At 63.5% G+C, this 15,052-nt stretch carries 18 protein-coding genes; 4 read left to right on the top strand and 14 right to left on the bottom strand.

All coding sequences use genetic code 11. From position 1 onward, the window contains the following. Positions 1-309 precede the first annotated feature (309 nt). On the top strand, positions 310-900 hold the full coding sequence (locus AX729_RS25275) for a hypothetical protein (RefSeq protein ID WP_061026922.1): 591 nt from the start codon (positions 310-312) through the stop codon (positions 898-900). 10 nt (positions 901-910) lie between these two features. Here the strand turns inward: AX729_RS25275 and AX729_RS25270 are convergent, their stop codons facing one another. Continuing rightward, positions 911-1,315 (bottom strand): Rieske (2Fe-2S) protein, encoded by a 405-nt coding sequence (locus AX729_RS25270; protein WP_061026962.1) that lies wholly within the window; start codon positions 1,313-1,315, stop codon positions 911-913. A gap of 236 nt (positions 1,316-1,551) precedes the next feature. Here AX729_RS25270 and AX729_RS25265 point away from each other — a divergent pair, with 236 nt between their 5' ends. Continuing rightward, entirely contained in the window at positions 1,552-1,998 is a 447-nt protein-coding gene (locus AX729_RS25265) for a hypothetical protein (protein WP_061026961.1), read from the top strand. Beyond that, a complete protein-coding gene (locus AX729_RS25260; RefSeq protein WP_061026921.1) occupies positions 1,998-2,312 on the top strand; it encodes a hypothetical protein in 315 nt (104 codons plus the stop codon). The genes AX729_RS25265 and AX729_RS25260 overlap by 1 nt, the downstream gene beginning before the upstream one ends. A gap of 25 nt (positions 2,313-2,337) precedes the next feature. Here AX729_RS25260 and hspQ read toward each other — a convergent pair whose 3' ends face one another. The 9 genes from hspQ to nifD all read right to left on the bottom strand — a co-directional run bounded on the left by hspQ (position 2,338) and on the right by nifD (position 10,406). Further along, on the bottom strand, positions 2,338-2,655 hold the full coding sequence (gene hspQ / locus AX729_RS25255; protein WP_061026920.1) for a heat shock protein HspQ: 318 nt from the start codon (positions 2,653-2,655) through the stop codon (positions 2,338-2,340). 17 nt (positions 2,656-2,672) lie between these two features. Further along, positions 2,673-2,960 carry a ferredoxin III, nif-specific gene (gene fdxB, locus AX729_RS25250; RefSeq protein WP_061026919.1) on the bottom strand — a complete coding sequence of 96 codons (288 nt, stop codon included), beginning with the start codon at positions 2,958-2,960 and terminating at the stop codon, positions 2,673-2,675. A 15-nt stretch (positions 2,961-2,975) separates the two neighbouring features. Further along, positions 2,976-3,176 (bottom strand): CCE_0567 family metalloprotein, encoded by a 201-nt coding sequence (locus AX729_RS25245; protein WP_061026918.1) that lies wholly within the window; start codon positions 3,174-3,176, stop codon positions 2,976-2,978. Between the two features lie 8 nt (positions 3,177-3,184). Further along, positions 3,185-3,655, bottom strand: coding sequence for a NifX-associated nitrogen fixation protein (locus AX729_RS25240; RefSeq protein WP_061026917.1), 471 nt, complete (start codon positions 3,653-3,655; stop codon positions 3,185-3,187). An 11-nt stretch (positions 3,656-3,666) separates the two neighbouring features. Continuing rightward, on the bottom strand, positions 3,667-4,062 hold the full coding sequence (gene nifX / locus AX729_RS25235) for a nitrogen fixation protein NifX (protein WP_061026916.1): 396 nt from the start codon (positions 4,060-4,062) through the stop codon (positions 3,667-3,669). Positions 4,063-4,084: 22 nt separating this feature from the next. Beyond that, the gene (nifN, locus tag AX729_RS25230) at positions 4,085-5,467 is read right to left on the bottom strand and encodes a nitrogenase iron-molybdenum cofactor biosynthesis protein NifN (protein ID WP_061026915.1); all 1,383 of its coding nucleotides are present in this window, start codon (positions 5,465-5,467) and stop codon (positions 4,085-4,087) included. A gap of 10 nt (positions 5,468-5,477) precedes the next feature. Beyond that, positions 5,478-7,145 carry a nitrogenase iron-molybdenum cofactor biosynthesis protein NifE gene (nifE, locus tag AX729_RS25225; protein WP_061026914.1) on the bottom strand — a complete coding sequence of 556 codons (1,668 nt, stop codon included), beginning with the start codon at positions 7,143-7,145 and terminating at the stop codon, positions 5,478-5,480. Positions 7,146-7,264: 119 nt separating this feature from the next. Beyond that, on the bottom strand, positions 7,265-8,824 hold the full coding sequence (gene nifK / locus AX729_RS25220; RefSeq protein ID WP_061026913.1) for a nitrogenase molybdenum-iron protein subunit beta: 1,560 nt from the start codon (positions 8,822-8,824) through the stop codon (positions 7,265-7,267). Between the two features lie 79 nt (positions 8,825-8,903). Next, entirely contained in the window at positions 8,904-10,406 is a 1,503-nt protein-coding gene (nifD, locus tag AX729_RS25215; RefSeq protein WP_061026912.1) for a nitrogenase molybdenum-iron protein alpha chain, read from the bottom strand. A 354-nt stretch (positions 10,407-10,760) separates the two neighbouring features. On the opposite strand from nifD, the gene AX729_RS25210 reads away from it, so the two are divergent. After that, a complete protein-coding gene (locus tag AX729_RS25210) occupies positions 10,761-11,213 on the top strand; it encodes a SufE family protein (RefSeq protein WP_061026960.1) in 453 nt (150 codons plus the stop codon). 13 nt (positions 11,214-11,226) lie between these two features. Here the strand turns inward: AX729_RS25210 and AX729_RS25205 are convergent, their stop codons facing one another. From AX729_RS25205 to sufC, 4 genes are read right to left on the bottom strand one after another with little or no spacing between them, the layout of a single operon-like run. Then, positions 11,227-11,580 carry a nitrogen fixation protein NifZ gene (locus tag AX729_RS25205; RefSeq protein WP_082770531.1) on the bottom strand — a complete coding sequence of 118 codons (354 nt, stop codon included), beginning with the start codon at positions 11,578-11,580 and terminating at the stop codon, positions 11,227-11,229. Then, complete coding sequence (locus AX729_RS25200) at positions 11,577-12,818, bottom strand: cysteine desulfurase (protein WP_061026910.1); 1,242 nt, start codon at positions 12,816-12,818, stop codon at positions 11,577-11,579. The genes AX729_RS25205 and AX729_RS25200 overlap by 4 nt, the downstream gene beginning before the upstream one ends. 4 nt (positions 12,819-12,822) lie before the next feature. Continuing rightward, on the bottom strand, positions 12,823-14,142 hold the full coding sequence (gene sufD / locus AX729_RS25195; RefSeq protein WP_061026909.1) for a Fe-S cluster assembly protein SufD: 1,320 nt from the start codon (positions 14,140-14,142) through the stop codon (positions 12,823-12,825). A 4-nt stretch (positions 14,143-14,146) separates the two neighbouring features. Beyond that, complete coding sequence (gene sufC, locus AX729_RS25190; RefSeq protein ID WP_061026908.1) at positions 14,147-14,905, bottom strand: Fe-S cluster assembly ATPase SufC; 759 nt, start codon at positions 14,903-14,905, stop codon at positions 14,147-14,149. Between the last annotated feature and the right edge of the window lie 147 nt (positions 14,906-15,052).

Raw genomic sequence — 15,052 nt, 5'->3', positions numbered from 1 at the left:
TGCAATGAGGGATCGCAAGTCTCGTGCCAGAGCGCACACGTCTGAAATTGCTGCATTTTCGTTCCGCCACCCGGCTGTTGCCTTTGCGACGCTTGTCGGGTTTGCGACAGGGGGCGTTCGCGGCGCGTGGACAAGTGGAATGGCATTGCCATACCGGGCGATGTGCAGCTGCGCGCCGAGCAGTCCGGATTCCCGCCGCTTTCGAACTTTCGGCGGATACGCAGGCAGGCGGCAAACTCCTTGCATAACGGCGATCGAGAGCTTCGCGCCGGCCGGACGCCGCGCGGCAGATGAGACAAGGAGACATTCATGACGTCGATCGACAACACCGCCCTTGGCCGCCTGGACAAGGAAGGCCGGCTCCTGAACGCGGTGCTGAAGGGCGACACGACCAAGCCCGGCCGCTTCGGCTTTCGCGGCGACATCGCGCTGAAATTCCAGGCCCAGGTCGCCGACGAGAAGCGTCCGCCGGATTATTCAATCGAGCAGGTGCTGACCGTCGCGCAGGAAGGCGAAGAGACCATTCCGGTGCTCGCCGGTTATCTACATTCCTACGCCTATCTCGCCGACGTCGCCAAGGTGCTGGACGGCGCGTTGAGCCCGAAAGGCAGCTACTTCATGTTCTGCAACAACATCGACCTGCTGGCGAAGTACCGTACCAGGATCGGGGACATCGAATTCCGTATCTTGCCGTGCGACGAATCGACGGTGTGGAAGGAGATGATGGACCTCGCCGGCGTGGACAAGAACGACATCAAGAAGCTCGATACCGCGGGCAAGCTCGACTATCTGCTCGATGCCGCCAGGGAGCTCGACGGCTCCTATACCGAGATCTCCTTCGAGGACGGCGTTGCGAAGATGGAGCCGGTGAAGAACCGCAACGAGAACCGCCCGGTCTGACGCATCGTCGTCAGGCCTCTTCCTCGCAGGCCGTCTCGTCGTCCTCCACCAGCGTCACACCGGTCACGCAGATATCGCCGTCTAGGACGGCGAGCGCGATCGGCGTCAAGCTCTCGCCCTTGCAGGGCCCGTCCACGCAAGTGCCGGTTCCGAGTTCGAAGGTCGCACCGTGCTTGCCGCACATCAGCCTGGTTCCGTTCCCGTCCAGGAATTGGTGGCGCTCCCAGTCCAGGTTCACCCCATTGTGCGGGCAGCGGTTGAGATAGCCGAACACCTGCTTGCCCCAGCGCACGATCACGATCGGCCAGGGCTGCGGCATCCCGTCTTCGCCGACGATCATGAGATGAAAGCCGATCGCCCGCTGGCTCGGGATGTCATTGAAGGCGCAGATCGCATAGGCGGTATTTTGGTCCATGCTGTCCTCGTTCGCGGTCGGATCGTTCGACTGGTGCAAGAATCGCGCTAGGCTTGGCGGACGCTAGGTCAGGAATCCGACACGCGACAGCGTCGTCACTCGCCCGGCTGAGCATGTGGGGCCAGTTCCACGCCGATTCTCCCGGTTTTGGCGACGTCGTAGCTCCCGGGAAGGGAATGCGAGGTGGCATGGAAATTGATGCTGTTCAGCCAGGCCCCCCTGGCATGGAGAATGACATGAACGTCGCGTCTGAATTCGCCGCCTGCTCGGAAGACGAGATCAAGGCGTTGCTCGATGGCGGCACGCTGACCGTCTATTCGGTCGCGCGCCCGATCACCGCTGATCGGCCGGTGGATCGCAGCGCCGTCCTCGCCACGTTCAAGTTTGCGACCCCGGCTTTCAGCGGCGATGCAGGCGTAAACCTCGCAGCCAATCCGGTGCCGGCAAGCAGTGTCGGCACACCGGGCTTTGCGCGAGCCTGCAAGGCCGACGGGACCGTCGTGGCGGACTTTTCCGCCGGCCCCGGCCCGCGCGAGATCAAGTTCGTCGAGGTCTCCTGCTCGCAAGGTGCGCCCGTGAAGATCACAGCGTTCAAGTTCATCGCCGAAGGCGGCTGGCCGGAACGCCCGGACTATTACGACGCCCATCCCAGCCCCGGCTTTGCCATGCCGCTGGTGCCGTGATGGCGATCCTGGTCAAGACCACGCAGGACGGCCGCAAGCTCGAGGTCGTCGGACTCGCGATCACGCTCGGCGGCAAGCTCGAAGCGAACGAGCTGATCGAGGTGAAGGATCACCCCTATCGCCGCGCGATCCGTGCCGCCGCGCCGGAGGCGACCCACATGGCTGGCCGCGTGCCCCTGACGCGCGAGGAGGCCGAGATCGTGCTCGCCGCGTTCAGGCAGGCGGAAGCCGACATGCTTGCCAATCCCGTCGCCATCCACGAACGTTTCCGCATCGCTGCGATGATGAAGTCGCGCGAACAGGGGATCGAGTAGGGCGGATCGCAGCGTCGCTCGCGTGTCAGTTCAATACGTGCCGGCGCCGGCGATAGCCGCCGGCTTCGCCGACCTCGAACATGGCCCCGATCCCTGGATGGCTGACCGGCTCGCCGGAATCATCGGGCTCTAGGTCGCGTTCCGCGATACAGGCCACGTAGGGGATTTCATCGTCCTCGGCGAACAGCCGGTAGACCAGACCCGTCGCCGCCCCGTCGGGCTCCGGTTCGCCATCCGTGCCGGCGAACGATGTCTCGACGTCGAAGATGACGCCGCGCATCGTATAGAGCCGGTGGCGGATCACCTGGCCGATGTTGTACCTGGCGAACCGGGTCTTGCTCATCTCCGATCCCACACGCCTCAGACGGCCGCGGGAGCATGGGTCTGGCAGTTCGTCGGACAGACTCGCGCGCAGGCGCCGCAGCCGATGCAGGCGCCGTCGTCGTTCATCACCATCACCTTCTTCTCGACCTCGTCATCGTCGTCATCGAGGTCGATCATCTCGCCGTCCTCGTTGATGCCTTTCAGCGTCATGACCTCACGGCCGCAGACCTTGTAACAGCGGCCACAGCCGATGCACTTCTGGGCATCGATCGACACCAGATAGTCCGGTTTCCAGTCGCGGCCGTCGCGGGTTGCGTAGGACATGATCGGAATCCCGCCTCAGGCCTTTTCCAGCGCCTTGAGGTCCTCGCGCTTGCGCTCGAGCTCGGAGAAGGCGTCGTGGGCCTTCTGGGCCACGCTCAGGATAGAGATCCAGTTGATCGGAAGCTCCTCGGAGAGATCATGGAGATCCATCTTGGCCTGCGTGGCCTTGGCCGACAGCTTCTTGATCTCGGCCTTCAGGGTTTCAAGATCGCTCATATTCAACCTCAGTAGTTTGCCACGTCTGGAAATTTGCGGATCATCTCGACGGCACCGGCGACGTATTTGTCGCCTTCGGCGGCGAGCTTGGCCAGATTGTCGAAGCCGAAGCGATGCACGTCGCGCAGCTGCTTGTTGACGACGATCAGCCGCCCCCCGATCAGAACCATGCGGCCAAAACCCTCGTGATGCATCTTCAGCATCGGAGAGATCATCACTCCCGTCGCCCTCTCTATCGATAGCGCGACAGCGTTGAAGAACAGCTCCATGCGCCAGATCGTGTCCGGGTCGGGATCGCCGACGATCGGCAGCGCACGACGCTTCTCCTTGTCGAGGATGTAGGGCTCGAGCAGGTCGAGATCCTTCTTGCCCTCCCAGGCGCCATGGGTGTCCTGGGCCCGCCAGATCTTGATGAGTTCCTTGACGAACGGCGCCTCGGCCGCGGCGTCGGGTTGAACGAGTTCAGCCGCATCGGCCATGATGATTGTCCTCAGTCTTCGAAGTCAAAGTTGCGTTCCTGATCCCTGGCCAGCACCTTGCGCAGCCAGGGCGGCGGCACGCCCTTCAGAACATCCTCGAGCTTGACGCAGAGATCGTCGATCGCTTCGGGCTGCGTCACCTTCATTGGATGGATGTTGTTGGCGACGACCCGCGCCGCGCCCGAGCCGCCGATCGCCGCGACGTAGAGGATCGTACAATCCTTGATCGCCTCGATCTTCGGCGCCAGCTTGTCCTCGTTACCGTCCTCCTTGAGGTCGCCGTCGAACTGGATGGCCTCGACGAAGCGGTGTCCCTCGGGGCTGACGTCGTAGATGGCAATGTTCTTGGCCCAGCCGAAATGCGCATCGACGCGCTTGAGGTCCTGGGTGGCGAAGGCGACTTTCATCGATCTGGTCCCTCTTGTTGCGTCAGTGCAGTTGCGGCGGGACGACCTGGACGCCGCTGTCCGTGGTCCGCCAGGTATCGGGCGTCGGCTGATGGTTGGCCTCGCGATCGGCGATGACGAGATTGGCGAGATCGAAGATCAGATCGCGTGTGCCGCGGTAGCCGACCGACAGCTGGTGTCCGGCGCCGAGACGGTCGAACATCGGAAAACCCGCGCGGTAGAACGGGATCCTGAGGCGCGAGGCCGCCTGGCGGCCGTGGGAATGGGTAATGAGGAGATCGCAGTCGCGCGCCTTGGCAAGCTCCTCCAGGTCTTCGAGATCGCCGATCAGGACTTCCTGCGTCCTGACGCGCTCCAGCACCGGCGAGACCGTCGTGGTCACGGCGACCGCGACCTCGGCACCGATCTCGTGCAGCATGCTGGAGAGGTCGAACAGCAGGTCCGGCTCGGCGCCGATGGCGAGCTTGCGGCCGCCGATGTGGAAATGCGTATCCAGCATCGCGTCCGCCAGCTGGCCGCGTTGACGGCGGTACTTCGCCGGCACCGGCCGGCCGCTGATCTCGCTGAGAAATGCGATGAACTCGTCGTTGGGGATCAGGCCGCAGAGCCGCTCGAACAGGCGGAACGGCACGCCCGTCTTCTGCTGCATGGCTTCCGCCGCGCGCTTCATCTGCGCGCCGATCGCGATCGTCCAGGCCGCCTGCCCCATGGTCGCGATCTCGTCGACCCCGATCCCGCCGATCGTGGTCGGCGTGAACTCGTCCGGGATGTGTCCATCGAGCGAGCCGGCAAGGTCCGGCAGGAAGGACGGCTTGAGGCCGAAATCCTCGATGATCGTACGCAACTCGTCGAGATCTGCGGGCGTGAGGTGGCAGCCCGGCAGGACGTTCACGCGCGCCGGATCGTGCGCAGCCCCGGCCTCTACGGGGTCAACGAGCACCTCGACCATGCGCGCCACGGTCTTCTCCCAGCCGTCCTGGAAAGCGTCCTTGAAGTCGGGCGTCGAAACGTAGACCAGCGGGAATTTTTCGAGCTGCGGGTGCCTTTGCCGGATCAGGCGGATGAAACCCTCGACGTCGTCGCCCTTGGTCTCGGTGACGCCGGTCGAACTGATGCCGATGATCTCCGGCTTGGTGCGATTGTAGATGTTGAGGATCGCCTGCTCGACGTTCTCATAGCCGCCGAGCACGGTCGCGACCTCGCTCATTGCGGTGGTCTGCATCGGCACGGCTTCCTTGAAATGCCGCACGAACAGAGTCAGTCCGAACGAGGTGCAGCCCTGCGAGCCGTGCAGCAGCGGCATGGCGCCGCGCAGACCCATGAAGGCGAACGAGCCGCCGATCGGCTGGCTCATCTTGAGCGGATTGACCGAGCAAGCTTTCTTCGAGGTCGTGACGATGGCCATTGGCTGGGCCCTACTCTGCCGCCTGGAGGATGGGCGTCGGCTGAGCCGCGAGGATGTCCTCGATCCGTCCCTTGCAGGCGCCGCAGCCGCCCGAGGCGTTAGTGTGCTCCTTGACGCCGTCGACGGAGGAAAGGCCGTGCGCAGCGATGGCATCCTCGATGCTGCCGAGGTCGACGGTCTTGCAGTGGCAAATCTTCTTGGCGCGGCGGGCCGCCTCCGCAAGCGCCGGATCGGCGGCGACCTCGGCGGCCTGCGCATCCATTTGCGCGATCGCCTTGGCCTGCCAGTTCACGCCAACGTCATCCCACGGCGCCGGCCTGCGGAGCTGCGCCCACATCGGGTTGTAGAGCGCCTTCTCGATCTCCTCCATCAGCTTGACCATGCCGATGTAGCCCATATAGGCGTGGCAGCGCTCCTGGTTGATGTCGAGCCAAGGCATCGCCGCCTTCAGCGCGACGAACTGCGACTTGCCGCCGGAGAGCATGATGTCGGCGCGCGCGTCCTTCAGCATCTTGTACATTTCACGCGGCGTCATGTCGTCGATCATGTGGGCATCCTGCCCCATCAGCTCCTTGATCCGCTCCTTGTCCTCCTTGGTGGACTTCTTCACGGAGGTTCCGACGATTTCGAGACCCGCCTCCTGGAGCGCGGCGACCACGGACCACGACTTCACGCCGCCGGTGATCAGCAGCACCTTCTTGTCCTTGAAGCGTGGCTTGAAGCGCTCGATCGCGGTCCAGGCTTTGGCCTCCTCGCGCGCAATCACCGCTTCGGTGCGGTCCATCAGCTCCGCCGGCGCGCCGCGCTCGATCAGCAGGCGGGCGATCTCGCGCAGCGAATCGCTGGAATCCTGGATGCCGTAGAAGGAGCCCTCGAAGTAGGGGATGCCGTAGCGTTCTTCCATCTTGCGGGCGACGTTGATCATCGCCTTGGAGCACACCATCATCGCGGCCTTGGCCCGATGCGAGTAAGCCAGTTCGCGATATTTCCCGTCACCGGAGATGCAGGAGAGGATCCGAATGCCGAGTTCGTCCAGCAGCGGCTTGACCTGCCAGAACTCGCCGGACAGATTGTACTCGCCGATGATGTTGATGTCGTAGGGCGTGGTGTAGTCGGGTTCCGCGGTGCCGATCACGTGCTCGAGCAGCGCCTCGCCGGCCAGCTTGTTGCCGAGGTTCTTCGGGCCGACGAAGCCGGGCGAATTGACCGGGATGACCGGCTTGCCGAACTTCGTGGCCGCAGCCTTGCAAACCGCGTTGATGTCGTCGCCAATCATGGCCGGCACGCAGGTCTGGTAGACGAAGATTGCAGGCGGGTCGTATTTCTCGATGACCTCCTTGATCGCCTTGTAGAGCCGCTTCTCGCCGCCGAACACGATGTCGGTCTCGTTCATGTCGGTGGTAAAGCTGCGCCGCCAGAGATCGGAGCCGGACGAGGCGCTGCCGCGATTGTCCCAGGAATTGCCCTCGCAGGCGATCGGGCCGTGGACGAGATGAGCCACATCGGTGAACGGCTGCAGCGCAATCTTGGCGCCGTCGAACGCGCAGCCGCCGGCGGCACCTCCCGGCTGCAACTGCTTGGTGCAGCCCTTCTTTCGCTCGGCCTCCGTCTTGTTGGCGTTCTTGCCGCAACCCGGCTCGTTGAAGACGTCCTGGATGGTGGCCGACAGCGAGCTCATGCGTCTCTCCTATTCCCTGACCCGCTGCGCGAGCCTCGTGCCCCGCAGTCTCGATCACTCTGGCTAGACTGGTGGTCTGCCGCCGCATGTCCGGGGCGGCGGCAGCATTTGCTGCGACGTCAGCGGATAATGTCGAAGCTGTAGTCGGTCTTGGCAGGCACGTTGGTGTTTTTGTCGATCTCGTCGAAGATCTTGTCGAGGATCTTCACCAGAACGTTCATGCCGCCCTGATACCCCCACACCGGATAGCGGTGGTGGTGGTGACGATCGAACACCGGGAAGCCGATGCGGATCAGCGGCGTGCCGGTGTCGCGCTCCAGATACTTGCCGTAGGTATTTCCGATCAGGAAATCGACCGGCTCGGTGAACAGCAGCGATCGCATGTGCCAGAGGTCCTTGCCCGGATAGGCATGACAGTTCTTGCCGAACGGCGAGCTGGCGAACAGCGCCTCCATCTTTTCCGCCCAGGCCTTGTTGCCGTTGGTCGAGAGCACATGGGTGGGCTCGGCGCCGAGTTCGAGCAGGAACGCCGCCAGCCCGTAGCAGAGGTCCGGATCGCCATAGATCGCGAACTTCTTTCCGTGAATGTGTGCGCTCGAGTCCGCCATGGCGTCGACCAGGCGACCGCGCTCCTGTTCAAGCGCCTTTGCAATCGGCTTGCCCGTGATGCGCGACAGCGTCATCAGGAAGTCGTCAGTGGCGCTGACCCCAACCGGATGATTGAAGGCGACGACCTCCTGGCCGTGGCCTGCGATGAACGGCAGCGTCTTCTCCGTGCAATATTGCTGCATGGAAATGGTTGCCTTGGCGTGGATGGCGTTCGCCGCGTCCTCCAGCGTGGTCCCGCCGTCATACATGCGGAACTCGCCGTCGGTCGGAGTGTCGAAAACGTCGCTGTTGTCGGCGAGGATCGTGTACTCGATCCCCATCAGCTCGAAGATGCGCCTCATCTCACGGATGTTGCCGACGGTGTAACCGTCGAATCCGCCGATGAAGTTGATCTTGCCGTCCTCCTTGCGCTCGAGCTTCGGCGCAGTGCCTGCCTTGCCGTCCCAGAAATGTTCCAGGATGCCCTTGAGCGCGTTGTCGTAACCGGTCACATGGCTGCCGACGAAGGCCGGCGTATGGGCGAAGGGAACGTCGTATTCCGCCGGCACCGAGCCCTTCTCCTTGGCCGTCTTGATGAAGGCGTTGAGGTCGTCGCCGATGACTTCCGCCATGCAGGTGGTGGAGACCGCGATCATCTTCGGCTTGTACATGCTGTAGGTGTTGGCAAGCCCGTCGATCATGTTGTTCAAGCCGCCGAACACCGCCGCATCTTCCGTCATGGACGAGGACACGCAGGAGCTCGGCTCCTTGAAGTGCCGCGAAAGATGGCTGCGGTAATAGGCGACGCAGCCCTGCGAGCCATGCACGAAGGGCAGCGTCCCCTCGAAGCCGACCGCGACGAACACCGCGCCCAAAGGCTGGCAGGCCTTGGCAGGGTTGACGGTCAACGCTTCGCGGGCAAAGTTCTTCTCGCGATATTCGGGCGTCTTCGCCCATTCGCGGATGCGTTCGACTTCCGCGGGATCATGCGGATTCTCGAACAGCGCCTTCTTGTTGGCCAGCATCTGCTGGTATTCCGGACCCCGGAACAGCTCGAAGTGATCGAGCACGTGTTCTGCATTCTGTGTCATGTGGCACCTCGTTGGATTCGTGTTCGATCGCCTGTCCCGGCTCTCCCCGGAATTGGGGAGAGCCGGACGTCGTCTCTCGTTATTCCGCCGCCATCAGGCTCGGCCGCGGCGCATCCTTCCAGGGCGCCTTGGTCTTCTTCCAGATCGGCGAGTTGATCGCCATGTCCATGTCGCGCGCGAAGATCGCGAACCCGTCATAGCCGTGGTACGGGCCCGAATAGTCCCAGGAGTGCATCTGCCGGAACGGCACACCCATCTTCTGGAAGACGTACTTTTCCTTGATGCCCGAGCCGACGAGGTCCGGCTGGACTTTCTCGACGAAGCGCTCGAACTCGTAGCCGGTGACGTCGTCATAGATCAGCGTGCCGTCCTTGACGTAGTGCTGGGCCGTGCGCTGGTAGTCGTCATTGTGACCGAACTCGTAGCCGGTGCCGACCACCTCCATGCCGAGGTCCTCATAGGCCCCGATCACGTGGCGGGGACGCAGTCCGCCGACGAACAGCATCACCGTCTTGCCCTCGAGGCGCGGGCGATACTTGGCAATCACCGCGTCCATCAGCGGCTGGTACTTCGCGATGACGCGCTCGGCACCCTCCTTGATCTTGTCGTCGAAGAAGCTCGCGATCTTGCGAAGCGACTCCGCGATCTTGGAGGGGCCGAAGAAGTTGTACTCGCACCAGGGGATACCGAACTTCTCCTCCATGTGGCGGGAGATGTAGTTCATCGAGCGGTAGCAGTGCAGGACGTTGAGCTTCGCCTTGGGCGTCGCCTCCAGCTCGGCGAGGCTGCCGTCGCCGGACCATTGCGCGATCACGCGCAGGCCCATCTCCTCGAGCAGGATGCGCGAGGACCAGGCGTCGCCGCCGATGTTGTAGTCGCCGATGATCGCAACATCATAGGGCGTGGCTTCGAAGGCCGGCTTCGCCTCCGGGGAGACCTTGTCGAAGATCCAGTCCCGCACCGCGTCGTTGGCGATGTGGTGACCGAGCGATTGCGAGACGCCGCGGAAACCTTCGCAGCGCACGGGGACGATGGTCTTGCCGTCATACTCCTTGGACTTCACCTTCGAGACGGCCTCGATGTCGTCACCGATCAGGCCGATCGGGCATTCCGACTGGATGGTGATGCCGTGGTTGAGCGGGAACAGCTCCTGGATCTCGTCGATGATCTTGGCGAGCTTCTTGTCGCCACCGAACACGATGTCCTTCTCCTGGAAGTCGGAGGTAAACTGCATGGTGACGAAAGTGTCGATGCCGGTCGTGCCGATGTAGTAATTGCGCCGAGCCGCCCACGAATACTGCCCGCAGCCGACCGGGCCGTGGCTGATGTGGATCATGTCCTTGATCGGACCCCACACAACGCCCTTGGAGCCGGCATAGGCGCAGCCGCGAATGGTCATCACGCCGGGGATGGACTTCAGGTTCGATTTGACGCCGCAATCGGACTTGCCGGCCTCGTGCACGTTGAGGTGCTTGGCGCGACGCTTGGCGGTCTTCTCCGGATAGACCTTCAAGACCTCGTCGATCAGTTGCTTGTTGCGGGCCTTGATCTCGGCGACGCTCTGGGTGGTTGCTAGGCTCATACGAATATCCCTCGGTTTATCCCTGTGTGAACGATCGGACGCCTGAACCGGCGCGCCGCTCTCGCGATCTCCTCCGCGAGGTCGCCTTGCACGAGGACTTTTGCAACGAGTGTGCCAGCGTTGGCCGAAGGCAAAAACCGGAGTGATTGGAGGCAGATAGGTTCGACGCTCCCGATTGTTGCAAACCCGACATCGCATCATGTCGACATGTGCGTGCGCGAAGGGCTGTTCGAAACAAAACAATGCGTGTCGTCGCCAGACGGCATCGACTATGCATTCTTCTGCAGGAAGGCATCGATCCGCGCCGCGGTACGGAGCTTGCTTGACGCATCTCACCAATGCATCGAGGCGATCATGCAGCTTGAAACGAAATCTCGGCCAACTCCGATCGACGATATCATCGAGAACTTCTCGCTCCTCGAAGAGTGGGACGACCGCTATCGCTACGTCATCGAGCTGGGCCGCAAGCTGACGCCCTTTCCGGAGGAGCAGCGGACGGACGCCAACAAGGTGCAGGGCTGCGTCAGCCAGGTCTGGCTTGCGACCGCCTTCGAGCATCGGGACGGGAGGCCATTCCTCACCTTTGCTGGCGACAGCGATGCGCATATCGTCCGCGGCCTGGTCGCGATCCTGATCGCGCTTTTATCGGGACGACCGGCCTCGGAAATCTCGGGCGAGGATCCCCTCGCCTTGTTCGAGCGGCTCGGGCTGGGCGAGCACCTGACACCGCAGCGCTCGAACGGATTCCGGTCGATGGTGGCGCGGACGCGCGCAGATGCGGCGGCCGCACTGGCGGAGGGCGCATGAAGGCTGGGGAACGTCAGGCGACGTCGAACGCGGTTCCCATCCGCATCATCTCGTGGTCCGCCATGATGACGAACACCGAGCGGGCCGTGAACTCGACCGTGTAGTAGACCTCGCCGAGAAAGCGCCAGCTCTCGCGCACAACGCCGGCATCGCCGGGGTGCACGAGCGGCTCGCCGACATCCTTGTGTGGATACATGCCGTCGTTCCTGATCAGTGCCGCGGCGCGGATCGGTTCGCCGACTGAATACTCGCCCGTGAAACGCCGCTCCATGTTCCGCACCGTTCGGCGACGATGGGCATCGCAGACGATGCGGGCAACTGGCCGCGGCCTGACGGGAGATGGCCTGGCGGCGATCTGCTCGCTCATGAGAGCAGCTCCTGGGCCCTGGTCAGGGCCTCGGCCAGTGCGTCGACTTCCTCCAATGTGTTGTAGAGCGCGAACGACGCACGGCAGGTGGCGGTCACGCCGAAGCGATCGAGCAGCGGCATCGCGCAATGGGTTCCGGCGCGAACCGCGACACCGGAGCGATCGATCACGGTCGCAAGGTCGTGGGCGTGGGCGCTCTTCATTTCGAACGACACGATCGCCCCCTTGTCGGCGGCGGTCCCGATGATCCGCAACGAGTTGATCCCACGCAGTCGTTCCTCGGCATAGGCCAGCAGGCTCCTCTCGTGCCTGCGGATCCGCTCCTTGCCGATCGATTCGACATAGTCGATGGCGGCGCCGAGGCCGATGGCCTGCACGATCGGCGGCGTACCGGCCTCGAAGCGATGCGGCGGGTCGCCATAGGTGACGGCATCGCACGATACTTCGCGGATCATCTCGCCGCCGCCATTGAAGGGCGGCATGGCCGCCAGATGCTCGTACTTGCCGTAGAGCGCACCGATACCGGTCGGCCCGTACAGCTTGTGCCCAGTGATGACGTAGAAGTCGCAACCGATGTCTCGCACATCGATATCCATGTGGACCGCGGCTTGCGAACCGTCGACCAGGACGGGAATCCCGCGGGCATGCGCCAGCCGCACGACCTCCTTGACCGGAACGACACTGCCCAGCACGTTCGACATCTGGGTGATCGCGACCAGCTTGGTCTTCGCGTTCAAGAGCTTCTCGAACTCGTCGATGAGGAAATTGCCCTCGTCGTCGACCGGCGCCCATCTGATCACGGCACCCTGTCGTTCCCTGAGAAAGTGCCACGGCACGATGTTGGCGTGGTGCTCCATGATCGAGAGTACGATCTCGTCGCCTTCGCCGATCCTTTCTCGACCGAACGTCTGGGCCACCAGGTTGATCGCCTCCGTGGCCCCGCGGGTGAAGATGATCTCTTCGCGCCGCTCTGCATTGAGAAAGCGGGCAATCCTATCGCGCGCGCCTTCATAGGCTTCGGTGGCAGCATTGGCGAGGTAATGCAGGCCACGGTGCACATTGGCGTATTCGCTGGCGTAGGCCTGCGTCAGCCGGTCAAGCACGGCACTTGGCTTCTGGGCCGAGGCCGCATTGTCCAGATAGACCAGCTTCTTGCCATGCACCAGCATCGACAGGATTGGAAAGTCCTGCCGGACGCGATTGACGTCGTAACTTCCGTTGGCGACCGCCGGATGCATGGACCTAATCCCGCTCGCTGAGCCAATCGAGCATCGCCTGCGTCAATGCCTCACGCAGATCGTCGCGCGCGACGGCGTCGATCACCTCGCCGACGAAGGCCTGTATCAGCAGCGTCTCGGCTTCTCTTTCCGGAATGCCGCGCGCCATCAGATAGAACTTCAACTGATCGTCCAGCGCGCCGGTGGTGGTCCCGTGTCCGCACTGCACGTCGTCGGCGAAGATCTCGAGCTCCGGCTTGCAATTGGCGACGGCCTCGTCGGACAGGAGCAGCGCCCTGGCCATCATCCTGGCATCGGTCTGCTGCGCGCCGGGCTGCACCGTGATCCTGCCCTGGAACACGGCCCGAGCCTCATCGTCCACGACTGCCTTGAAGACCTCCCGGCTCTGCGAACCAGCGGCGACATGGTCGACGACGAGCGTGGTGTCTGCGTGCTGGCGGCCGGCCAGGAGGCTCCCCTGATGCACATTGGCGACCGCGCCCTCGCCCGCGAGCTTCACAAAGAGCTGATTGCGCACCACGGCACCACCGATGGTGAAGCCGAAATCGCGGTAGCTCGCGCCCGTCCCGATCGAGGCCTCGAGCGTTGAGATGTGCAGCGCAGCTGAGCCTTCGCCGGTGATCTTGACATGGTCCAGACGGGCCCTGTCTGCGACATCCACCTGCAAGGCCACATTAACCTGGTAATCTGACTGATCCGGGCCCTCGTGGGTCTCGACGAGCGTGAGGACCGCACCGCTGCCGAGCTCCAGCCGCGACCGCGTGAACGTCGCGGCGGGTGCGACGCCCGTGGTCACGAAGACGAGATGGATCGGCCGCTCCACGACGACACCCGGGGCAACGGTGATCACGACACCGTCGGCGGCGAGTGCGGTGTTGAGCGCAGCGACCGGATCGCCTCCGGCCATGTCGAGCGGCAGCACCATTTCGTCCGCTCCCAGAGCCTCGACCGTCGCGCGAACGACGACGCCGGGTTCGAGCCCGGCGAGATCGGAGAGTTCGGGCGCGAAGGCGCCGTCGACGATCAGCAGCCGCCGGAGGCCGAGGCCCGCGAAAACCGCACCGGCCTCGCGAGCGACACTCCTGGCTGCCGCATCGGAGCGCGGAGCCAGTGGCTTGGCATCACGCAGCAGGCGCCGCAGGTCAGTATACCTCCAGGCCTCGGTGCGGGAATGCGGCAGGCCTTGCGCCGCGAAGCGGTCGAAGGCATCGCGCCGGACCGCTCCGACCTTTTGCCCGCCGGGCAGACTCTCGCGCACGGCCGCGAACAAATCGGCGAATCCGATCTCGGCGGCGGTCTTTACGGAACGAATCTCCGCGTTCATGGGATCACGCCGCCTCGCTCTGATACTGCGCGTAGCCCGTCGCCTCCAGTTCGAGCGCGAGATCCTTGCCACCGGTCTTGACGATGCGGCCCGCAGCCAGCACATGCACGACGTCAGGCACGATGTAGTCGAGCAGCCGCTGATAGTGCGTGATCACGATCATGCCGCGATCAGCCGCACGCAGGCGATTGACACCGTCGGCGACGATGCGTAGCGCGTCGATGTCGAGCCCGGAGTCGGTCTCGTCCAGCACGCACAGTCTGGGCTCCAGCAGCGCCATCTGAAGCGTCTCGTTGCGCTTCTTCTCGCCCCCGGAGAAGCCGACATTGAGCGGCCGCTTCAGCATCTCAGGGTCGATGCTGAGCTGTTTGGCGAGCTCGCGCACCCGTTTCAGCACGTCGGGTGAGGACAATTCCTCTTCACCACGCTTCTTGCGCTGGGCATTGAGCGCCGTCCGCAGGAATGTCAGCGTTGCCACACCGGGAATTTCGAGCGGGTATTGGAAGGCCAGGAACAACCCTTTTGCCGCCCGCTCGTCCGGATCCATGGCAAGGAGGTCCTCGCCGTTGAAGAACACCTCGCCGCCGGTGATCTCGTAGCCCGGCTTGCCGGACAGCACATAGGACAGCGTCGACTTGCCGGCGCCGTTCGGACCCATGATGGCGTGGACCTCGCCCTTGTTCACGGCGAGGTCGAGCCCGTTGAGAATCTGGCGGCCGTCGATCTCGGCCTTGAGCCCGCGGATATCGAGGAGCGCCGTCATCACACTTCTCCTTGCCTGGTAGGTCCAAAGACAGTCATCCGACGCTCCCTTCGAGCGAGATCGAGATCAGCTTCTGCGCTTCCACCGCGAACTCCATCGGCAGCTGCTGCAGCACGTCCTTGACGAAGCCGTTGACGACGAGGCCGA

Origin of the sequence: Bradyrhizobium sp. CCH5-F6 (assembly GCF_001556045.1) — a bacterium.
GTDB lineage: Bacteria > Pseudomonadota > Alphaproteobacteria > Rhizobiales > Xanthobacteraceae > Bradyrhizobium.
The sequence above is the reverse complement of the archived record's forward strand: the minus strand, read 5'-3'. Positions and strand labels throughout refer to the sequence as shown.